Source organism: Rugosimonospora africana (genome assembly GCF_016862975.1).
GTDB classification, from domain to species: Bacteria; Actinomycetota; Actinomycetes; order Mycobacteriales; family Micromonosporaceae; genus Rugosimonospora; species Rugosimonospora africana.
This window is the reverse complement of sequence record NZ_BONZ01000034.1, coordinates 99,270-119,915: the sequence shown is the minus strand read 5'-3', so window position 1 is coordinate 119,915 and position 20,646 is coordinate 99,270. Positions and strand designations below refer to the sequence as shown.

Below are 20,646 nucleotides of genomic sequence, written 5' to 3'. Positions count from 1 at the left end.
AGTTGCGCTTTTAGGTTTCGGGAAACGTTCTCGAGAACGATATCGGGATGGTTCCCGGGGACGTTTTCGGCTGATCATGAGGCAACCGGCTACCCCCGCGAGGTTTCGAATGTCTGCGCAGAGTTTCGAAACTGAAGTTGACCTCACCTCTCAGAGGCAACGTCCCGTGTCTCGTTCGAGGTCGTGTGTGGCGTCCCACCGGAGAAGTCATCTGCCCGGATCCACCCAGCGAGTCCGTCCCAGGTCTCTTGTATGGAGGTCAACGTGAACGATTCAGCTCTGTCTCGTCGTAAGTTCCTTGGTTTAGCCGCGGGCGCCGCCGGTGCGGCGACGCTCGCCGCATGTGGGACCTCGGGTCCGTCCAGCTCCGGTGGCGGCAGCGGCAGCGCGAGCTACTGGTCGCTGTCCGGGCCGCCCGGTCAGCCGTATCGTCAGGCGGCCATCGACCGCTTTAACAAGGCGAACCCGAAAAGCAAGATCACCGCGACGTTCTATCAGAACGACGACTACAAGCAGAAGATCAAGACGGCGCTCGGGGCCGGCCAGCCCCCGACGATGATCTGGGGCTGGGGCGGCGGCGGCCTCAAGGATTACGTCGCCGCCGACCAGGTCGTGGATCTGACCGACTGGCTCAGCCAGAACGCCGCGGTCAAGGACAAGATCCTACCGTCGGCGTTCGGAGCCGCCACCGTCGACGGCAAGATCTACGCCCTGCCGGTCGAGACCGTGCAGCCGATCGTGCTCTTCTACAACAAGAAGGTCTTCGACAAGGTCGGCGTGCAGCCGCCCCAGACCTACGGCGACATGCTCGACCTGATCCCGAAGTTCAACGCCCGGGGGATCGCACCGTTTTCGCTCGCCGGCCAGTCCCGGTGGACGAACATGATGTGGCTGGAATTCATGCTCGACCGCAATGCCGGCTCCGAGGTGTTCAACAACGTCTTTGCCGGCAAGGCGAACGCCTGGTCTGACCCGGCCGTGCTGGACATGCTGACCAAGGTCCAGGACCTGGTGAAGAACAAGGCGTTCGTCAAGGGTTTCGAGTCGGTCGTTGCCGACCAGAACGCCGACCAGGCTCTGCTCTACACGGGCAAGGCCGCGATGATGTTGCATGGCTCGTGGTCGTACGGTATCCAGGTGGCCAACGGCGGTGACTTCGTCAAGTCCGGCGGGCTGGGCTGGATGAACTTCCCGCCGATCGACGGCGGCAAGGGCGACCCGAGCAACACGGTCGGCAACCCCGGCCAGTACCTCTCGATCGCGTCCAAGGCGTCGGCGGCCGCGCAGGAGACCGCGAAGAAGTTCTTCTCCACCACTCTGGTCGACGACCAGGAGAAGGCCGGCTGGGTCAAGTCGGGCGGCGTACCGGTCCTGAAGGACAGCGAAAGCCTGTACACCGGCGACGACGCGCAGTTCCTCAAGGACATGTCCTCGATCGCGTCCAAGGCCAAGGTCTTCGCGCAGTCCTGGGACCAGGCCCTGAGCCCGACCGCCGCGGAGACCCTGCTGGACAACATTGCCAAGCTGTTCCAGCTGCAGGTCACGCCGCAACAGTGGGTCGACAACCTGAACGGGGTCATCGGCAAATGACAGCGTTCGCTCCGCCCGCCGCGCGGGTACGCAGGCCCACCGTCCGCGGCGGGCGGAGCGGCGTCACGTGGATGGCGTTGCCCGCACTGCTGATGTTCGTGGCGTTCGGCCTGATCCCGCTCGTCGGCGTGCTCCTACTGAGCTTCACCACCTGGAACGGGATCGGCGCGATCCACCCGTCCGGACTGACCAGCTGGCGCAACGCGCTCTCCGATCCGGAGCTTCCGCACGCGCTCTGGGTCACTTTTGAGATCATGGCCATCTCCTGGCTCGTGCAGACGCCGATCTCCATCCTGATCGGAGTCTTCCTGGCCGCCTTCAAGCGGTACCGCGGGTTCCTGGCGGTGCTGTACTTCATACCCCTGCTGCTGTCCTCGGCCGCCATCTCGATCACGTTCAAGGCGCTGATCGACCCGAACTTCGGCATCGGTGCCGGACTTGGGCTATCGGTGTTGAAGCAGAACTGGCTCGGCGAGCCCAAGCTCGCGATCGGTGTGCTGATCTTCATCGTGTCGTGGCAGTACATCCCCTTCCACTCCTTGATCTACCAGGGCGCGGTCCGCCAGATCCCCGCCACGCTGTACGAGGCATCGAAGCTCGACGGCGCCGGTACGATCCGGCAATTCTTCTGGATCACGCTGCCGCAGATCAAGTACACGATCATCACGTCCTCGACGCTGATGGTCGTGGGCTCGCTGACGTTCTTTGACCTGATCTACGTCCTCACCGGCGGCGGTCCCGGCGACTCGACCCGGGCACTCGCGCTGGAGATGTACCAGAAGGGCTTCATGGCCAACCTGATGGGCCCGGCCAGCGCCATCGCCATGATCCTGGTCCTGGTCGGCCTGATACTGGCTCAGCTGCTGCGTCGCCTCGGCGGCCGCGGCGACGAGAGCCAGTTGGAAGGAGTCTGATATGACGACGACGATCGACGTCACCGGAACGCCGACCCATCGGGCTCCGCAGGACAGGCAGACCAGCCGGCGAAGCGGGCTGCTGAAGAAGAACTGGATCGGCGGATCCTTCGGGTGGATCTGGTTGGTCATCGTGATGGTTCCGATCTACTGGATCGTCATCACCAGCTTCAAGACCCAGGCGAACTACTTCGTCACCAACACGTTCGCCCCGCCGAGCCACCCGACGTTGGACAACTACAAGACGGTCGTCGACAGCGGCGTTTTCCGGTACTTCCTGAACAGCGTCATCGTCACCCTCGGCGCCACGGTTCCCGCCGTGCTCATCTCGTTCACGGCGGCGTACGCGATCGTCCGCGGCGCCGGCAACCGTGGGCTTCGCTGGATGAACAATCTGTTCCTGATGGGCCTGGCGATTCCGCTGCAAGCCGTAGTCATTCCGATCTACCTGATGATCATCCGTCTCAAGCTGTACGACAGCCTGCTCGCGATCATCCTGCCCTCGATGGCGTTTGCCATTCCACTGTCCGTCCTGGTTCTGAGCAACTTCATCCGGGACGTGCCGCGGGAACTGTTCGAGTCGATGCACATTGACGGCGCCACCGAGTGGGGCATCGTGTGGCGGCTCGCGTTCCCGCTCACCCGTCCCGCCCTGGTAACCGTGACCATTTACAACGGGCTGACCATCTGGAACGGTTTCCTGTTGCCGCTGGTACTGACGCAGAGTACCGACAAACGCACCGTCCCCTTGGCACTGGTCAACTTTGAGGGTTCGTTCGGGGTGAACTTCCCGGCGATCGCCGCATCCGTCACGCTCACCACCCTCCCGATCGTTCTGCTCTACGCCATCGGGCGCCGGCAGCTGCTGAGCGGTCTCACGGCCGGCTTCAGCAAGTAACTACCAGGAAACGGCACACACACATGACATCAGTACTGCACGTCGCGGCGACCGGCGCCGACGACGCGGACGGCTCCGCCGAGCGGCCCTTCCGGACCATCAACCTCGCCGCGGCCGTTGCTCAACCAGGGGACACGGTCGTCGTGCACGCCGGGGAGTACCGGGAGTGGGTGAAGCCCCAGCGCGGCGGCCTGAGCAACACCCGGCGCATCACTTACGAGGCGGCGGCCGGCGAGCACGTGGTGATCAAGGGGTCGGAACGGATCACCGGCTGGGTCGGGGAAGCCGGGAGCGTGTGGCGCGCGACGGTGCCGAACGCGATGTTCGGCGACTTCAACCCGTTCACCGAGGAGATCGCCGGGGACTGGATCGTTTACCTGCCCGGCAACCCGCGAAAGCACCTCGGCGACGTCTACCTCAACGGGGTCAGCTTCTACGAAGTCTGCTCGCGGGCCGAGGTGGACGCTCCGCCGCTGCGCACCGAGGCGGTCGACGACTGGACCGGCGTCACCAGCCCCATCCGGGATCCGAAACAGACCCAATTCGTCTGGTACGCCGAGGTCAGCGCCGACGAGACGACCATCTGGGCGAACTTCCAGGGCGCTGACCCGAATGCGGAGCTGGTCGAGATCAACGTGCGGCGGGCGGTGTTCTTTCCGACCGAGCACCACCTCGACTACATCACCGTGCGCGGTTTCGAGCTGTGCCAGGCAGCCAGCCCATGGGCCCCGCCGACCGCCGACCAGCCCGGCCTGATCGGCCCGAACTGGGCGAAGGGCTGGGTCATCGAGGACAACGACATCCACGACGCGAAGTGCTCGGCGGTCTCGATCGGCAAGGAGGCATCGACCGGCCACAACTACGCGACACTGCGTGGCGACAAGCCCGGCTACCAGTACCAGCTCGAGTCCGTCTTCGCCGCCCGGAGCATCGGCTGGGACAAGGAGCACATCGGCTCCCACGTCATCCGCCGCAACACGATCCACGACTGCGGCCAGAACGGCGTCGTCGGCCACCTGGGCTGTGTGTTCTCGACAATCGAGGACAATCACATCTACAACATCGCCATCAAACGCGAGTTCTACGGATACGAGATCGGTGGCATCAAACTGCACGCCGCGATCGACGTGACGATCAGGCACAACCGCATCCACGACTGTACGCTCGGCACCTGGCTGGATTGGCAGACCCAGGGTACCCGCATCTCCCGCAACCTGTTCCACGACAACAACCGGGACCTGTTCGTCGAGGTCAGCCACGGCCCGTACCTGGTGGAGCACAACATCCTGGCCTCGCCGGCCGCGGTGGAGCTGTGGAGCCAGGGCGGTGCGTTCGTACACAATCTGATCTGCGGCACGGTGTGGCTCATGCCCGTCATGGACCGAGCCACCCCCTACCACCGTCCGCACAGCACTCAGGTCGCCGGCTACGCGTTCATCATCGGCGGCGACGACCGCTGGATCGGCAACCTGTTCGTGGGCGGTGACGCGGCGACCGCGTACGGCCGCACTCCGGAGGAGCACGCCGGTCCGGCGTTCGCAGGGACGGCTGGCTACGACGGCTACCCGGCCTCGTTCGAGGAATACCTGGCGCGCATCGCGGCTCAACCGCCGGGCGATCACCAGCGATTCCTGAACGTCAAGCAACCGGTGTACGCCCGCGGCAACGTCTACGCCTCCGGCGCTGCCCCGTTTGCAGGCGAGACCGACGCGCTGGTGCTTCCCGCCGCGGCCGCCTCGGTCGTCGTCGAGGGCGACGGCGTCTATCTGGAGACGAAGCTGCCGGTTGAGTTCGACCGCATCAGCCTCGACCCCATTACCGGCCGAGACCTCGAGCGCGTGCGGTTTGCCGACGCCAATTTCGAAGAGCCCGACGGTACTCCGGCGGTCATGGATACGGACGTGACCGGCGAGCACAAGCAGCGAGATCGGCGATCTGCCGCCGGGCCAATCGTTGACCTATCCTCGGGAAGTAGCCGCACTCGGGTCTGGATGAGTTAGCGCCGCAGTGCCCGGTAGGGTTCCACCCGCTCCACCACTCGGCGGCCCGCATCGACCATCGTCACGTGCATCATGGCCAGTCCGAACCGCTCCAGCCGGACGCCCGACTGTGCTGGCGAAGGAAGCACAGTCGGCGTTGGCTGCGCCGGCCTAGCCTCATTCACGAGGCTGTCGGTGGTGCCGGCAGTTGCCCGCTACACGATCGAGAAGCGGCATTTGGTGAGCGGCTTGGCTGAGCGAGCGACCAAGGAGTGACTGAGCCGAGCAAGCTGACGCTTAACCCCAATGCCGGGAAGATAAGGGTCGCCGCAGGTGACGTGGGTCGCGGGCCGGTGGCCTGAGTCTTGGAAGTTGACGCGTCGTTGCGTGGCAGCGTGCGTAGAAAGCGAAGCTCCTGTAGAAATCTGGTCCATCACGGTTGGGCGTCACCCTTCTCCGCGTTCCACTGGTCGACGTACCAGGCGTTGCCCACGAGATCCGGACGGGGCCAGTGCTCGTCCATGGGATCCTCGGGCGAGAGCGGTAAGACGCCGAAGGTGTCGTACTTGCCGTCGCCGTTGCTGTCGACCTGGTAACTCCTGGACTTGTAGAGGGAGGGGATGAACTCGAGGTTGAATGCTGCCGAGCCGGCGAGCTGCTTGGGCAGGTCGTCGCGCAGGATCACTTCCAACCGGACCCCGCCGGGCTCGGGCGTCGCCTTCAAGTCGTACTTCATCGCCGGTTCGGTAGGCACGGTCGGGCCGGTCGCGTAGACGTACGTCATGGGCAGGTTGATGACGTTGTTGGCCCGGTCGTACTGGCGCGCGGCGGCGGTGATCGGCGAGGACGAGGCGGGTGCCGCGGCTCACCGCGGTCACATCCACCCGCCGTCCACTATCCACCGTTGCCCCGTGCAAGCCCGGGAGTCGTCGGCCGCGAGCCAGAGCAGCATCCGGGCGACGTCGCTCGGATACAGCTTGTATGGCAGGCACTGATTGCGTTCGATGGATTCCTCGGCCTCCGGTGTCACCCAGTTGGCCAGCTGCTTCTCGGTCATGATCCAGCCCGGGACGATGCAGTTGACCCGGATGCCCCATGGGCCGAGTTCTCGTGCAAGCGTGTGCGTCAACCCTTCGATCCCCGCCTTCGCGGTGATGTAGGCGGGCAGGTCGAGCAGATCGATATGCGCGCTGATCGAGCCCAGGTTGATGATCGAGCCGCCGCCGGCATCGCGCATCATCGGGGCCACCGCCTGTGCGGCGAAGAAGTGGTGGCGGACGTTCACGGCCATCATCTCGTCCCACAGCGCGACATCAAAGTCTTCGATGCGATGACGCTCGTCGCTGGCGGCGTTGTTGACCAGAACCCGAATCGGGCCGAGCTGGTCGGCCACGCGTCCGATCGCGTCTCGCAGCGCGGCGACGTCGCGAACGTCGCACGGCACGAACAGCGTGTCGGCCACGCCCGTGGCCGACAATTCGCGATGGAGTGCCTCGCCCCGTTCGACGTCGAGGTCGACGAAGGCGACGCGGGCCTTCTGCGCGGCCAGGTGGCGCACGAACTCCGCACCAAGCCCGCTCGCACCGCCGCTGACAAAGGCCACTCGTCGATTGAGGGAGGGATACGCCGCGTACTGCGGCTCCGACGGCTCGGACCTGGGCTGCTCGTTCTCCGCCGCCGTCACGAAGCCGGCTTCGCGGTCTCGGGGCTGCGGGCGAGAAAGACACTCTTCGCCGCGTGGTAGGCGCCGACGACTCGGCTGAGTACGGCGTCGGTCTCCTTGTCGGATCCGGTCGTTTGAGGATGTGCCTGCCGCCAGGCAAGCATCCGCGGCGCGGCACGGTGGAACGTCAACCGCGGCGAGAACCCGGGCACGAACCCGCGTATCTTGCTGTTGTCGAACACCGCGCTGTGGCCGATGTCGCCGACCATCTCGCCCGACCAGAACCACTCAGGAGCCACGACCGGGTACATCTCGGAGGCCACGTGCACCAGCCGTGCCTCGACGCCGAGCGCCTCGGCGACGATCGTGTAGATCTGGTCCCAGGTGTAGACGTCCGAGCTGGTGATGTTGAAGGTTTCACCGAGCGCGCGTGGGTTGCCCAACAGGCCGACCAGGCCCTGGGCGAAGTCCTCGGCGTGCGTCAGAGTCCACAGCGAGGTCCCGTCGCCGTGGACCGGTATCTCGTCCCCGCGGGCGATCCGGTCCACGGCTGTCCAACCTCCAGGCAGTGGCGGGTTGCCATCGTCGTAGGTGTGCGATGGCCGCACGACGGTCAGCGGGAAGCTGTCCGAGGTGTGCGCCTCGTAGAGCGCCTGCTCGGCGCGCCACTTGCCGCGCGCGTACTCCAGATGGGGGTTCGGTGCGGTCGGCGTCGACTCGGAGATGGGGATCTGCCACACCGGCTTCGCGTAGATCGAGCCGGAGCTGATGTGCACGTACTGCCGCGTGCGTCCGTCGAAGAACGCGACCATCCGCCGCGCGTCGGCCGCGTCGTACGAGAGAAAGTTGACCACGGCGTCGAAGGTGCGTCCGCCGACCGCGGCGGCGAGCGAGGCGTCGTCGTTGACGTCGGCGACCAGCGTCTCGACGGCGTCGGGCAGGATCCGGCCGGCGGCGTTGTGGCCACGGTTGAGCACGGAGACGCGCATGCCCGTCTCGACGGACAGGCGCACGCAGGACGCGCTGATCGTTCCGGTGCCACCGATGTAGAGAACATTCAGGTCCGCGCTGTCCAGTCGCAGCATGGTGCCTCCTTCGTTGACGGTCCGATGTGCCTCGGCACGGCTCGCGGTTCGATTCATGCTCAGTTCCGGCCGGCGTACCAGTCCTCGAAACCGTTCTCCGTCAGGCAGATGAGCACGTCCTCCCGGCGGATGCCCAGCGGCTCCAACTTGTCCACCACCCTGCGGAAGAACGCCTGCTTGGTAGCGGTCGGGTACATGTGTACCGCGATGACCCGGATGACCAGGAGGTCGCGACGGTCGACGCCGTTGTAGCCGGGATCGAACTTCAGCTCGCCGGAGCCGTGCGGCTGGAATATCTGGAACCGGTCGTCGTCTGGGATGCCCAACGCCTCGACCTGTGCTTCGTGAATCGCGCGTCCGATGTCTTCGTGGTGTGCGTCGAACACACTGCGATTCAGGTGGACCTGGATGAGCGGCAAGGAAGTACCCTTCGGTGCGGCCCAGGGCTGCTCAGACGCACCACGGCAGGCGGCACGCGTGGGTCGCTCGCCGGTACACGCTCGGCAGCCTTGGGCGGAGAGATGGATGTGCGGTACGGCTCTGTCACTTGATCGCGCCGGCCGAGAGGCCGCGTTCGAACAACCGCTGGAGACTCAGGTAGGCGACGACCTCGGGAATCGCCGTGATGACCGCGGAGGCGAGGATCTTCGTCTGGTCGTTGCTGAACTCGCCGACGAAGAACTGCGGCACGAGCGTGATGGTCTGCATGTCTGGCGTCTGCAGGAAGACCAGCGGCATGAGGTAGTCGTTCCACGCCGCGATCAGGGTGAAGATGATGACCGCCGCTGCTATCGGGCGGGTCAGCGGGATGACCAGGTAGCGGAACCCGCGCATCGAGTTCGCTCCATCGACCCGGGCCGCCTCGAACAGTTCGTCGGGCAGGCCGCTCAGGAAATTGCGGGTGAGCAGTACAGCGAATGGCACCTGCAGCGCGGCCAGCGGCAGGATGACCGCCCAGTACGTGTCGTAGAGGCCTAGCCGTACCGCGGTCACGAACAGCGGCGTGAGCAGTACGACCTCGGGCAGAGTCAGGCACGCGAGCAGCAGCCAGAAGTAGATCTCGCGGAACCGGATGTGCAGCTTCGCGAACCCGAACGCCGCCATCGTGGTCACGACGTAGACGAGCACGATGACCCCGGCGGCGATGACCACGCTGTTGACAAAGAACCGGGCGAATCCGGGTACCGCGAGCACCGCCGTGAAATTCCGCAGCCCCTGTCCTGCGAGGGAGCCCTTGACCATCACGACCAACGGAAACAGGAACGGCAGCACCAGTACGGTGGCGAGCACCTGGAGCGCGGTGCGGCCCCGCCAGGTTCGTACCTCGAACATCAGTCACGTGCCTTTCGTTCGCGCCCCCCGAGCTGCACCGCGATTGAGATGATCAGCGCCGCCACGAGCAGGATGATCGACAGGGCCGCCCCGTACCCGACGTGGTCGAGCGGGATCGTCATGCGGTAGATGTACGTGCCGAGGAACTCGGTCGCGTAGTTCGGGCCGCCGATCGTCACCAGGTATGGCACGTCGAATGTCTTCAGCGCGCCGATGGCACCGAGGATCGCCAGCGCCACCGTCGTGCCGCGCATCTCCGGCCAGATGATGCTCACCAGGGTCCGGATGTTGCCGGCGCCGTCCATCTTGGCCGCCTCCAGCACCGACTGCTCGAGCTGGGTCATCGCGGCGTAGTAGAGGACGAAGGTGACACCAGTCCACTCCCAGACCGTGATGGCCATGATGACCGGCAGGGCGGTGCTGGTCTGCCCGATCCACGGTTGGGCGAGCGCACCGAGTCCCACGTGACGCAGCACCGAGTTGAGTTCGCCGTCGGGCGCGAACATGTGGCGGAAGACCGGCGCCATGATGGCCGGTGCGAGGACGACCGGCATGAAGATGATGACCTTGTAGATCACGGCGAGCTTCAACCGGGTGTGAAGCAGCACCGCGAAGACCAGGCCGAGCACGGTCTGGACCACGAAGGTAACCACGAAGAACTCGGCAGTGTGACGTACCGCGTCCCAGAACACCGGGTCGTGCAGGATGCGCGTGTAGTTCCCGGCACCGACATGCGGCGGGTCGGGGCTGATCCCGTCCCAGTTGAGGGTCGAGATGTAGCCGGTGTAGCCGATGCCGTAGTAGATGACTCCCACGCTCAATGCCAGTGCCGGCAGGATCCAGGGAAGGCCCGGTGGCCGCCGGGGACGGCGGCGAGCGATCCGCCCGTCGTCCCCGGCAGCACCGGCGCGTTCCGGATGGAGCTGACGCCGTTCGATCGTTCGTGTCACGACGGCTTCGCTGGGCTCCGGCCGGTCGGACCGCTCCGGCTGCCGCTCACTTGAAGGTCTCACCGGCGGCCTCCGCGGCCTTCTGGAGTGTGTCGGCAGCATCCTGCGGTGACGCCTTTCCGGTGGCCACCGATGTCGCCGCGGCGAGGATGGCGTTCTGAACGTCCGTGCTCAACAGCGCTTCCCGTGGCTCGGTCACCTTGGCCGCCTTGGCGATGAGGTCCTGCACCGGCGTCGTCTGGCTGGTCGGGTCGACGAGCTGGATGGAGTCGAAGTTGGGCTGCACCGACGGGAGCGCCGGCAGGTCGTTGAGCTGATCGGCGACCACCTGCTGGCCAACCGTCGTCGTGGTCATCCACTTGACGAACGTCTCGGCCGCCGCACGGGACTTCGACTTCGTCGAGACCGCGAGACCGAAGTCGGAGTCGCCGTACATTTCGCTGGTGTTCCCGGCGCCGGCCACGTCCGGGAACGCGATGGGCAGGATCGGGAACGGCTTGGCGCCGCTGACTCCGGCCGCCGAAAGCGCCGCGGTCATCGCCTTGCTCGTCGCGTACTGGGTGTACCACGTTCCCATCATGACCATCGCGTACTTTCCGGTCAGGAAGTCGTTGTTGGCATCCGGGTACTGCTGGTAGCCGACCGCTCCAGACTGCATGATCCCACTGGTGAACAGCTCCTTCCAGATGGACAGCGTCTTGACGATCCCCGGGTCGTTCCACTTGGCGTCGCCGGTGGACGCCTTGGTCCAGAGCCCCGGCTGGACCGAGTTGGCGATCGACTGCAGTGTGTCCTGATCGAACCCCTCCTGCGCGGCACCCTGCACGAAGCAGCCCTTCTGGTTCTGCTTGAGCACCTGGCACACGTGCTCCCACTCGGCGAGTGTGGTCGGCGGGGAGAGGTTGTACTTCTTGAAGATCTCCTCGTTGATCCAGAGCATCCCGGCGAACGTCGAGCCCACCGACATCGCGGTGAGCTTGCCGTCCGAAGTGAGGCCGCTGATGCCGATCGGCGCCACCTTCGACTTCCAGTCCTTGCCGAGCGCCTGCTGTGCCAGGGGCGTCAGGTCTTCGGTGAACGACTTGAACTGGGTCACGTAAGCGCCGGGCTGCATGTCGAAGACGTCGGGCCCGCGACCGGACAGCAGGGCAGGTCGCAGAGCGGCTACCCAGTCCGAGATGTTCACCAGCTTGTAGTTGACCTTGATGTTGGGGTACTGCTTGTTGAAGGCCGAGATGTAGTTCTGTGCGGTGGCCGTGTCGGTGGGTGTCCAGCCCCACCAGTTGATGGTGCCGGACGTCGCGCTACCACCGCCGGACGGGCCGTTGGAGCCACAGGCGGCAAGGCAGGTCGCGGCGGCGGCCGCCGCGACAAGGACGATGAGTGGCCGAAATGCTGATCTCGGCAGAAGTCGGAGGCGCATTCAACCCTCTCCACTCGTGGGGCCGGGCAAGTCTCGCATCGGAATTTGGCGTCATCGGTCAGGCAGATCCGATGCCAACGAGGACGGCGGAGCGTTGCCGCTGGCGAAACCTTTCGAACCGGCAGCTATGCGCGAGCCGTCGCGGAGGGGTAAAGAGGAGCGTGGACTACCGCCTCCGGATGGGTCATTCGGGTCGGCCTCATGAGGTGTGTGTCAGAGGCTAGGCCCGGGGTAACTTGCCCGTCAAGGTTCGCTTATCTGTTGGAAACTTTCGCGCTCGATTGTCGCCGGGTCGGCCGCAGCGGCGCGGTGCTCTCGCGCACGACCAGGGTGGTGTCGATGTCGATGCGGCTGAATGCCAGCTCAGGCTCGTCGCGTAGTCGCATGATCAGGTGGACCGCCTGTTCGGCCATGGCGACGAGTGGGACGTGAATTGTCGTCAGCGGTGGGCCGGCCCACTGCGCGATCCGCAGATCGTCGTACCCGACGACGGAAAGGTCGCCGGGGATGGCGAAGCCGAGAGACCGGGCCGCCTCGTAGACCCCGAGCGCGTACAGGTCGGACGACGCGAAGATCGCCGTCGGCCGGTTGCGCAGCGACAGCAGCGCGCGCCCCTCCGCCAGCCCGTCGCGGTGGTGGAACTCGCCGGGGCGGATCAGCTCGCCGTCGACGGGAAGTCCGGCGGAGTCGAGCGCCGCGCGGTACCCGGACAGCCGGGCCGTCGAGGCGAGCATGTCGTCGGGCCCGGTAATGATGCCGATCCGGCGGTGGCCGAGGTCGAGCAGGTGGCGGGTGGCGAGGTAGCCACCGTTCCAGTCCGCCGACCCGATCGACGGTACGTCGGGTGCGGGCGCGCCTGCGGGATCGACCATCACAAGCGGGATATTGCGCGAACGCAGCCGCTGCTTGTCCTTGGCTGGAAGCACGCACGCCACGAGGACGACCCCGAGCGGTTGACGCTCCAGCACGTCGTCCACCCAGGACTGCTCCGGCAGGTGCTGCTCGGTCGCGCCGGTGAGTACCATTCCGATCCGCCGCCCTCGCGCGATGAGTTCGATGCTGGCGAGCACCTCGCTGGCGAACGGGCTGTCTATCTCGTAGCAGAGAACGTCCAGAAGCGGTGCGACCGGACGCTTCGGAGCCCGGCGGTTGTACCGGTCCTGCAGCAGCGCCTCGATCCGGGCGCGGGTTTCGGTGGAGACGCCGGCCCGCCCGTTGAGCACCTTCGACACCGTGGAGATTGAGACATCGGCGAGCAGGGCCACCTCGGACAACGTGGCCCTGGAGAGTCTGCCTTCCTGGGAGGGCGCGCTGGACATGTGAACAGCCTAACTGTGTGGCGCCGTCGGGGGCGCGACCGCGGTCGCGGGACGGTCGTCTTGACCGTGCCGCCTGTCCAACTTATGCTGCGATCAACCACGACACTTTCGCAATGAGTAGCGAAACTTTTCTTAAGGTAGGCCCCTGTGGCGACCGCGTATCCACCTCAGCAGCCAGCAGAACGGACGTGGCAGGACACCGGGCTCAGCCCCGACGAGCGGGTCGGCGCGCTCATCGCCGCGATGACGCTGCGGGAGAAGGTGGCCCAGCTGTACGGCATCTGGGTCGGCGCCGATCCGGAAGGCCCCGGCGTCGCGCCGCACCAGACGGAGCTGGACAACGGCCACGACTTCGCAGAGATGATCAAGCACGGCCTCGGTCAGATCACCCGCGCGTTCGGAACCAACCCCGTCGACGCGGCCGAGGGCGCGGCGGCGCTCGCCCGTACCCAGCGCGACATCGTCGCGGCCAACCGGTTCGGCATCCCCGCGCTGATCCATGAGGAATGTCTGGCCGGATTCACCACGTGGGGGGCGACCGCCTACCCGGTTCCTTTGTCCTGGGGCGCGACCTTCGATCCGGCGCTGATCCACGAGATGGCTACCCGCATCGGCGCCGGCATGCGCGCGGTCGGGGTGCACCAGGGGCTGGCGCCGGTACTGGACGTGGTGCGTGACCCGCGCTGGGGACGGGTCGAGGAGACGATCGGCGAGGACCCGTACCTGATCGGTGTCATCGGCAGCGCCTACGTTCGAGGCTTGCAGTCCACCGGGATCATCGCGACCCTCAAGCACTTCGCGGGCTACTCGGCCTCGCGGGCCGGTCGCAACCTGGCGCCGGTGTCGATGGGCCCGCGGGAGTTCGCGGACGTCGTCCTCCCGCCCTTCGAGATGGCCGTCATCGAGGGCGGGGTGCGTTCGGTCATGCACTCGTACGCGGAGGTCGACGGCATCCCCGCGGCCGCCAATCGCGCCCTGCTGACCGACCTGCTCCGCGACACCTGGGGCTTCGGCGGCACCGTGGTGGCCGACTACTTCGGGATCAGCTTCCTCCAGCTCCTGCACGGTGCGGCCGGCACGCTCGGCGAGGCCGCCACGAAGGCGCTGACCGCCGGGGTCGACGTGGAGCTGCCAGGTCCCAACGCTTACCTCACGCCGCTGATGGACGAGATCGAGTCCGGGCGGCTGGGCGAGGAGACGGTCGATCGCGCGCTGCGCCGCGTGCTGCTGCAGAAACTCGAACTCGGTCTGCTCGACCCGGACTGGTCGGCGGTACCCGCCGGTCTCGACCCCGCGGATGTCGCCCTCGACGCTCCTGTGCGGGGTCGCATCGATCTCGATCCGGGTCCGGACCGGCAGCTGGCGCGCAGGATCGCCGAGGAGGCGATCGTACTGCTGAAGAACGACGGCCTCCTGCCGTTGACCCGGCCCCGGTCGATCGCGGTGATCGGCCCGATCGCCGACGATCCGATCGCGCTGCTCGGTTGCTACTCGTTCCCCGCGCATATCGGGGTGCACCATCCCGACCTGCCGCTCGGGGTCGAGATCCCGACCATCCTCGAATCGCTGCGTGCCGGCTTCGCGGACACCGACGTGGCGTTCGCGGCCGGGTGCCGGGTGAGCGAGCCCGGCACCGACGGGTTCGCCGAAGCGCTTGAGCTGGCCGGCCGATCGGAGGTGGTGGTCGCGGTGTTGGGGGACCGCTCCGGCCTGTTCGGACGTGGTACGTCCGGCGAGGGCTGCGACGCGGAGTCGCTGCAACTGCCCGGCGTGCAGGCGCAGCTGCTGGAGGCATTGCTCGACGGCCCCACCCCGGTCGTGCTCGTCGTCGACTCTGGCCGGCCATATGCGCTGGGCACCGGGCCCCAGCGTGCCGCCGCCATCGTGCAGACGTTCTTCCCCGGTGAGGAGGGCGGGCCGGCGTTGGCGCGCATCCTGAGCGGTCAAGCGAATCCCTCCGGGCGCCTACCGGTCAGCATTCCCCGCAGACCGGGCGGTCAGCCCTGGACCTACCTGAGCCAGAAGCTCGCCCTCGCCTCCGAGGTGTCCAATCTGGACCCGACCCCGGCATACCCGTTCGGATCCGGCCTGAGCTACACGACGTTCCGTTGGTCGGACCTGCGCGTGGACGGCGACGAGGTCGCCACCGGCGGCTGGGTCGGCGCGGAGTTGACCGTCGAGAACACGGGCGTCCGGTCAGGCGTCGAGGTCGTACAGCTCTACCTGCACGACCCGGCGGCGGCGGTCACCCGCCCGGTCGTCAAGCTGATCGGATTCGCCCGCGTCAGCGTCGAGCCCGGTGCCGCCGCGAGGGTACGGTTCGAGGTCCCCGCCTCGGTGACCTCGTTCATCGGTCCCGAGCTGGACCGGATCGTCGAGCCCGGCCGCATCGAACTGCGGCTCGGCGCGTCCAGCGCGGACATCCGGCTGGTCGCCGCACTCGATCTGGTAGGGCCGACGTTGCGTCTGGACCATCACCGCGAGCGCCACTGCCGGATCACGGTGGTGGCCCGCTGAGCGGTCGTCCGATCGGTCGGCGGCGCCGCAGGCGGGCGAGGCAGCCGCAGAGGCCATTGAGGTAGGGGAGCGGAGTTGTGGACGCGTTGACGGGCAAGCCGGACCCGGTCATGAGACACCGGATCGGTGAAGTCACCCTCACTCTCGTCGGGCGCGACGGTCGGCCGCTGCGCGACAGCGCCGTCACGGTTGAACAGCGACAGCACGCGTTCGCCTTCGGCAACATCGGGTTCGACTTCGTACGGCTGGTCGGCGGGCCGGACCCCGACGGCGCCGAACACGTCGAGAGCTTCGGCGGCGGCGGGTGCCTGGACCTCGACCGGCTCGCGAGCCTGTGGCTGAATCTCTTCAACACCGCGACGCTGCCGTTCTACTGGGGACGGTACGAGCCGCGCCGCGGTGCACCTGACATCGGGCGGCTCACCAGGACCGCGCGCTGGCTGGCCGAACGCGGCGTCACCGTCAAGGGACACCCGCTCGTCTGGCACACGGTGCAACCGCCGTGGCTGCTCGACCTCGGACTCGACGAGGTCGAGCGACTGCAGCGGACCCGGATCCGCGACCTCGTCGGCGACTTCGCCGGCCTGATCGAGACGTGGGACGCCATGAACGAGGCCGTCATCATGCCCGTGTTCGCCAACGGGGACAACGCCATCACCCGGCTCGCCCGGGACCGGGGCCGCATCTTCATGGTGCGGATGGCGTTCGAGGAGGCCCGCGCCGCCAACCCGTCGGCGACTCTGGTGCTCAATGACTTCGACCTCTCGTCAGCCTACGAATGCCTCATCGAGGGAGTACTCGAGGCCGGCATTCCGGTCGACGCCATCGGGCTGCAGACCCACATGCACCAGGGGTACCGGGGCGAGGAGTACATGCGGAGCACGCTCGACCGGTTCGCGAGGTTCGGCCTGCCCCTGCATCTGACCGAGAGCACCATCGTGTCCGGCCACCTCATGCCGCCGGATATCAAGGACCTCAACGACTACCGCATCCCTCGGTGGCCGACGACACCGGAGGGCGAGGCGCGCCAGGCCGACGAGATCGTGCGCCACTACCGGTCCCTGGTCGCGCACCCGGCGGTACAGGCGATCAACTACTGGGGGCTCAGCGACGACGGGGCCTGGCTGGGCGCCCCGGTCGGGCTGGTCCGCGCGGACGGCAGCAGCAAACCGTCGTACCTCGCGCTGGAGGGCCTGATCAAGGGAGAGTGGTGGCTGCCCCCGACCGAACTGCGCACCGACGCCGAGGGACGGTTGACCGTTCGCGGATTCTTCGGCGACTACACGGTCTCCGCCGGCGACCGCCAGGCGCCTTTCGCCATCGCACCCGGGCTGACCGATCTGTCGGTGACCATCGATGGCTGACCGGAGGTCCGGTGTGCGGGCACGATTTCCGCGACGAGCACCAGGCCGGGAGAAAGGCGAGGCGGGATGAGAGCCGCGGTGTGCAGCGGTGCCGGGGCAGGTCTGGTCGTCGAAGACCTGACGCTCGCCGGTCCCGGTCCGGCCGAGGTGCTGGTCCGGATCGACGCCGCCGGAATCTGTCACAGCGACTACCACTACCTCACCGGTGACCTCGCCTGTCCGCTGCCGGTAGTGCCCGGCCACGAGGGCGCCGGTGTTGTGGAAGAGGTGGGTGAGCGGGTCAGCCGGGTGCGGCCGGGCGATCGGGTGTGCCTGATGTGGCGGCCCCGCTGCGGCCACTGCGGCTTCTGCCTCACCGGGCGGTCCTCGCTCTGCCAGGCGGGTGCGATCCACGCGACGTCCGGCGGGCTGCTGGACGGAACGTCGCGGCTGCGGCGCGCCGACGGCCAGCAGGTACACCACCTGCTGGGGGTGTCGTGTTTCGCGGAGTACGCGGTCGTCTCCGAGCAGGCCGTGGTGCCGATCCCGGCCGACGTTCCACCCGAGGTGGCCGCCGTCGCCGGCTGCGCGGTGATCACCGGTGTGGGGGCGGTACTCAACGTTGTCGGCCGCTGCGCCGGGCAGGCGGTGGCGGTCTTCGGTGCCGGTGGGGTGGGACTCTCGGCGGTCATGGGTGCTGTGCTGTCGGGCGCGCACCCCATTGTCGTCGTCGACGTGGTGGCCGAGCGCCTCGACGCCGCGCGCCGGCTGGGAGCTACTCATCTCATCGACGCGCGAACCGGCGACGTGGCGGGCGCGGTCGAGGCAAGCTCGCCGGGCGGTGTCGACTGGGCCGTCGAGGCGATCGGCCGGCCGGAGACGCTCGGCCAGGCATTCGACGCGGTACGGCCGGGGGGAACACTCGTCGCCGTGGGGTTGGCGGCCCACGACCAGCTGCTGCGGGTACCGGTCAACGCGCTGGTACAGCGGGAGAAGCGGATCGTCGGCAGCCTGTACGGGTCGTCCAACCCGCTGCTCGACGTGCCGAGACTGCTCGAGCTGTACCGCGCCGGTCGCCTGCCGATCGATCGGCTCATCGGCAAGCGGTACCCGCTTGAATCGATCAACGATGCCTTCGCCGACCTGATCGGCGGTGGCGCCGGACGCGGCATCGTGCTACCGGGCAGCCGGCCCTGAGCGCGGCGCCGCGCGCCGCCACCGTTCCAGTCCCGGATCAGTCGAGGCGCACGCCGGCCTTCGCGGCCAGCGCGTCCAGTTGCCCCCACACCTGCTCGGGAATCGGCAGCTGCGCCAGCCGGACTGTCTCGGCGATGCGCGCCGGTTCGGAGACGCCGACCACGGTCGAGGCGACCCGCACGTCACGCATCGAGAACTGCAGCGCCGCCGCCTGCAGCGGTACGTCGGCCTCGGCGCACACCCGCTGCATCCCGCGTACCGCCTCGCGCACGCTCTCCGGGGTCTCCCGGTAGGCGTACCTCGGCTGCGCGTCCGGACCCTTCGCCAGCATGCCGCCGCCGTAGGGCGCGGCGTTGACGTACCCGACGCCGGCCGCCACGCAATCGTCGAGCAGCGGGTCGGCGCTGCGATCCAGCAGGGTGTACCGATTGTGGTTGAGCGCCACGTCGAACACGCCGGTGGCGACGAACCGGCGCATCAACGGCACCGGGCCGGCGGCGATGCCCAGATGCTCAATGACCCCTTCGTCGCACAGGGCGATCAGGGCCGACACCGGGCCGCCCTCGGCCATCGCCTCCTCGAACGTCAGGTGGTACTCCGGGTCGTGCAGGTACATCAGCTGTACCCGGTCCAGCCCGAGGCGCTCCAGGCTTTCCCGCACCGAGCGCCGTACCCGCTCGCCGGAGAAGTCACCGGTGACTTTGTCCGCGTCGGCCTTCGTGGCGAGCACGACGCCTTCGGGCAGCCCGCCGCGGGTGCGCAGAACGCTGCCGATGCGCTCCTCGGCGTTGCCGTCGCCGTAGCTGTTGGAGGTGTCGATGAAGTTGATGGGACCGTCGAGGACGGCGGCCACCGTCGCCTCGGCGCGCTCGTGTGCGACTCCGTACCCGTACAGGCCGGGGGTGGTGGAAAACGGGCTGGTACCGATGCAGATGGGGGTCACGGCGAGGCCGGTACGGCCGAGCGGACGCCGCGTGGTCGCGGATGCTGTCACTTCGTCTCCGTCGCTGTTCGAAATCTGGCCTGGACTATTTTCGACAGGTCGCACTGCTCTATCTCTAACACGTCTTGCCAGCCTCGCCGCTGGCTCATCCCCTGACGCGCTCGGTGAGCGCGAGCGGTGACTGGGCAAGGATCAGCGCGGCGGCGCCGAGAACTTCGGCGCGATCCCCGAGCACACCACCGGTGACCCGCACGCCGGCGGCTGCGGCGGGAACGCTGTGCCGATCGATGCCGGTGCGGATCGGATCGAACAGTACGTCGCCGGCCGCGGCGAGTTCGCCGCCGACGACCACGAGTTCCGGATTGAGTATGTTGACAATCCAGGAGACGGTCATGCCGATGGCCTCGCCCGCGTCGGCCACCGCACGCCGGGCGCCGCGGTCACCCGAGGCGACGAGGCCCAGCAGTTGGGCGAACGTGATCGGTCGCCCGGTGCTCTGTTCCAGCAGCCTGGTCACGGCGACCGGGCTGGCCACTGTCTCCAGGCAGCCGCGGTTGCCGCACCGGCAGATCGGCCCTCGCGGATCGACGCAGACATGCCCGATCTCCCCTGCCATGCCCAGGGAACCCTGGTGCGGCTGGCCGCCGATGATCAGTCCGGCGCCTACGCCGGCAGAGAGGCGGATGTAGGTCATGTCGTTGACGCCGCGCCCGGCGCCGAACACCTTCTCGCCGAGGGCACCGACGTTGGCGTCATTGGCGAGTTCAATGGGAAAGCCGAGCCGGCGATGCATCTCAGCGGCAGGGGCGATGCCCTGCCAGCCGGGCAGGATCCCGTCGGACTCGACGTCGCCGGTGCGTGAGTTGATCGGCGCGGCGACACCCATGCCGACGCCGAGCAGTTGCTCCGACGTGACAGCCGCGTCGCGCATGGCCTGCCGGACGAGGTCGTGGGCCAGATCGAGGGTCTGGGCGGGGGCATCGTCGACCTGTGCGCGCGACCACTCGTCGGCGATCGGCTCGCCGGCCAGGTCGCAGATGGTCACCCGAACATGCTGGTGGCCGATGTCGATGCCGACCGCGAACGCGGCACGCGGTACCAGCGACAGCAGGGTCGGGGGACGGCCGTTGCCCCGCTGGCGATCGGCGTCGTCCGTGGCGTCCTGCTCGTGGACCAGGTGAGCCTTGCCGAGTTCCTCGACGACGGTCGACACGGTTGCCCGGGACAGTCCCGTCCGGCGCGCGATGTCGGCCCGGCTCGAGGCGGGATGGCGGTAGATCGATTCGATCACGCGCAGCCGGTTCAGGTCTCGAGATCCGAGCGGGTTCGGTGTCGGCGGTGCGGCGGTTGGGGTGCTCACGCGGCGAGCTTAGGGCAGGACCCGACCGTGGACGGTATCGGGCATTAGTTCAATGACGACATTATGTCCGCATGGACACCGGTCAGGGCCTCCGGGCACGCGCCAAATTCAGTCAATACTATGTGCGGCTAAG

Annotated in this window: 17 protein-coding genes; 7 read left to right on the top strand and 10 right to left on the bottom strand. The window is 67.3% G+C overall.

Annotated elements, in window-relative coordinates; genetic code table 11:
* Positions 1–264 precede the first annotated feature (264 nt).
* The 4 genes from Raf01_RS18145 to Raf01_RS18130 are packed head-to-tail and all read left to right on the top strand — an operon-like array spanning position 265 to position 5,402.
* A complete protein-coding gene (locus tag Raf01_RS18145; RefSeq protein ID WP_203919092.1) occupies positions 265–1,590 on the top strand; it encodes an extracellular solute-binding protein in 1,326 nt (441 codons plus the stop codon).
* Complete coding sequence (locus Raf01_RS18140) at positions 1,587–2,504, top strand: carbohydrate ABC transporter permease (protein ID WP_203919091.1); 918 nt, start codon at positions 1,587–1,589, stop codon at positions 2,502–2,504. The genes Raf01_RS18145 and Raf01_RS18140 overlap by 4 nt, the downstream gene beginning before the upstream one ends.
* A 1-nt stretch (position 2,505) precedes the next feature.
* Positions 2,506–3,402, top strand: a complete 897-nt coding sequence (locus tag Raf01_RS18135; RefSeq protein ID WP_203919090.1) for a carbohydrate ABC transporter permease — start codon at positions 2,506–2,508, stop codon at positions 3,400–3,402.
* A 23-nt stretch (positions 3,403–3,425) separates the two neighbouring features.
* Positions 3,426–5,402 carry a right-handed parallel beta-helix repeat-containing protein gene (locus Raf01_RS18130; RefSeq protein WP_203919089.1) on the top strand — a complete coding sequence of 659 codons (1,977 nt, stop codon included), beginning with the start codon at positions 3,426–3,428 and terminating at the stop codon, positions 5,400–5,402.
* Between the two features lie 412 nt (positions 5,403–5,814).
* On the opposite strand, the gene Raf01_RS18125 is transcribed toward Raf01_RS18130, so the two are convergent.
* The 8 genes from Raf01_RS18125 to Raf01_RS18090 form a co-directional block, all read right to left on the bottom strand.
* Positions 5,815–6,165, bottom strand: coding sequence for a hypothetical protein (locus Raf01_RS18125; RefSeq protein ID WP_203919088.1), 351 nt, complete (start codon positions 6,163–6,165; stop codon positions 5,815–5,817).
* Between the two features lie 90 nt (positions 6,166–6,255).
* Positions 6,256–6,984, bottom strand: coding sequence for an SDR family NAD(P)-dependent oxidoreductase (locus Raf01_RS18120; protein WP_239133706.1), 729 nt, complete (start codon positions 6,982–6,984; stop codon positions 6,256–6,258).
* A 77-nt stretch (positions 6,985–7,061) separates the two neighbouring features.
* Positions 7,062–8,129 (bottom strand): NAD-dependent epimerase/dehydratase family protein, encoded by a 1,068-nt coding sequence (locus Raf01_RS18115; protein ID WP_203919086.1) that lies wholly within the window; start codon positions 8,127–8,129, stop codon positions 7,062–7,064.
* 59 nt (positions 8,130–8,188) lie between these two features.
* Positions 8,189–8,548, bottom strand: coding sequence for a tautomerase family protein (locus Raf01_RS18110; RefSeq protein WP_203919085.1), 360 nt, complete (start codon positions 8,546–8,548; stop codon positions 8,189–8,191).
* A 124-nt stretch (positions 8,549–8,672) separates the two neighbouring features.
* A complete protein-coding gene (locus tag Raf01_RS18105) occupies positions 8,673–9,461 on the bottom strand; it encodes a carbohydrate ABC transporter permease (protein WP_203919084.1) in 789 nt (262 codons plus the stop codon).
* Positions 9,461–10,411, bottom strand: a complete 951-nt coding sequence (locus Raf01_RS18100; protein WP_239133705.1) for a carbohydrate ABC transporter permease — start codon at positions 10,409–10,411, stop codon at positions 9,461–9,463. The genes Raf01_RS18105 and Raf01_RS18100 overlap by 1 nt, the downstream gene beginning before the upstream one ends.
* Before the next feature lie 46 nt (positions 10,412–10,457).
* Positions 10,458–11,834: an ABC transporter substrate-binding protein gene (locus Raf01_RS18095; RefSeq protein ID WP_203919083.1), complete on the bottom strand. Its 1,377-nt coding sequence runs from the start codon at positions 11,832–11,834 to the stop codon at positions 10,458–10,460.
* A 254-nt stretch (positions 11,835–12,088) separates the two neighbouring features.
* Positions 12,089–13,153, bottom strand: a complete 1,065-nt coding sequence (locus tag Raf01_RS18090; RefSeq protein WP_203919082.1) for a LacI family DNA-binding transcriptional regulator — start codon at positions 13,151–13,153, stop codon at positions 12,089–12,091.
* A 147-nt stretch (positions 13,154–13,300) separates the two neighbouring features.
* Between Raf01_RS18090 and Raf01_RS18085 the strand changes: the two genes are divergently transcribed.
* The 3 genes from Raf01_RS18085 to Raf01_RS18075 all read left to right on the top strand — a co-directional run bounded on the left by Raf01_RS18085 (position 13,301) and on the right by Raf01_RS18075 (position 18,210).
* Positions 13,301–15,670 carry a beta-xylosidase/alpha-l-arabinosidase gene (locus Raf01_RS18085; RefSeq protein ID WP_239133704.1) on the top strand — a complete coding sequence of 790 codons (2,370 nt, stop codon included), beginning with the start codon at positions 13,301–13,303 and terminating at the stop codon, positions 15,668–15,670.
* A 77-nt stretch (positions 15,671–15,747) separates the two neighbouring features.
* Positions 15,748–17,034 (top strand): endo-1,4-beta-xylanase, encoded by a 1,287-nt coding sequence (locus tag Raf01_RS18080; RefSeq protein WP_239133703.1) that lies wholly within the window; start codon positions 15,748–15,750, stop codon positions 17,032–17,034.
* A gap of 66 nt (positions 17,035–17,100) precedes the next feature.
* Entirely contained in the window at positions 17,101–18,210 is a 1,110-nt protein-coding gene (locus Raf01_RS18075; protein ID WP_203919081.1) for an alcohol dehydrogenase catalytic domain-containing protein, read from the top strand.
* Positions 18,211–18,247: 37 nt separating this feature from the next.
* Here the strand turns inward: Raf01_RS18075 and Raf01_RS18070 are convergent, their stop codons facing one another.
* Both Raf01_RS18070 and Raf01_RS18065 read right to left on the bottom strand, forming a co-directional pair.
* On the bottom strand, positions 18,248–19,204 hold the full coding sequence (locus tag Raf01_RS18070; protein ID WP_239133702.1) for an aldo/keto reductase: 957 nt from the start codon (positions 19,202–19,204) through the stop codon (positions 18,248–18,250).
* Between the two features lie 94 nt (positions 19,205–19,298).
* Positions 19,299–20,513 carry an ROK family transcriptional regulator gene (locus Raf01_RS18065; RefSeq protein WP_203919080.1) on the bottom strand — a complete coding sequence of 405 codons (1,215 nt, stop codon included), beginning with the start codon at positions 20,511–20,513 and terminating at the stop codon, positions 19,299–19,301.
* Positions 20,514–20,646 lie beyond the last annotated feature (133 nt).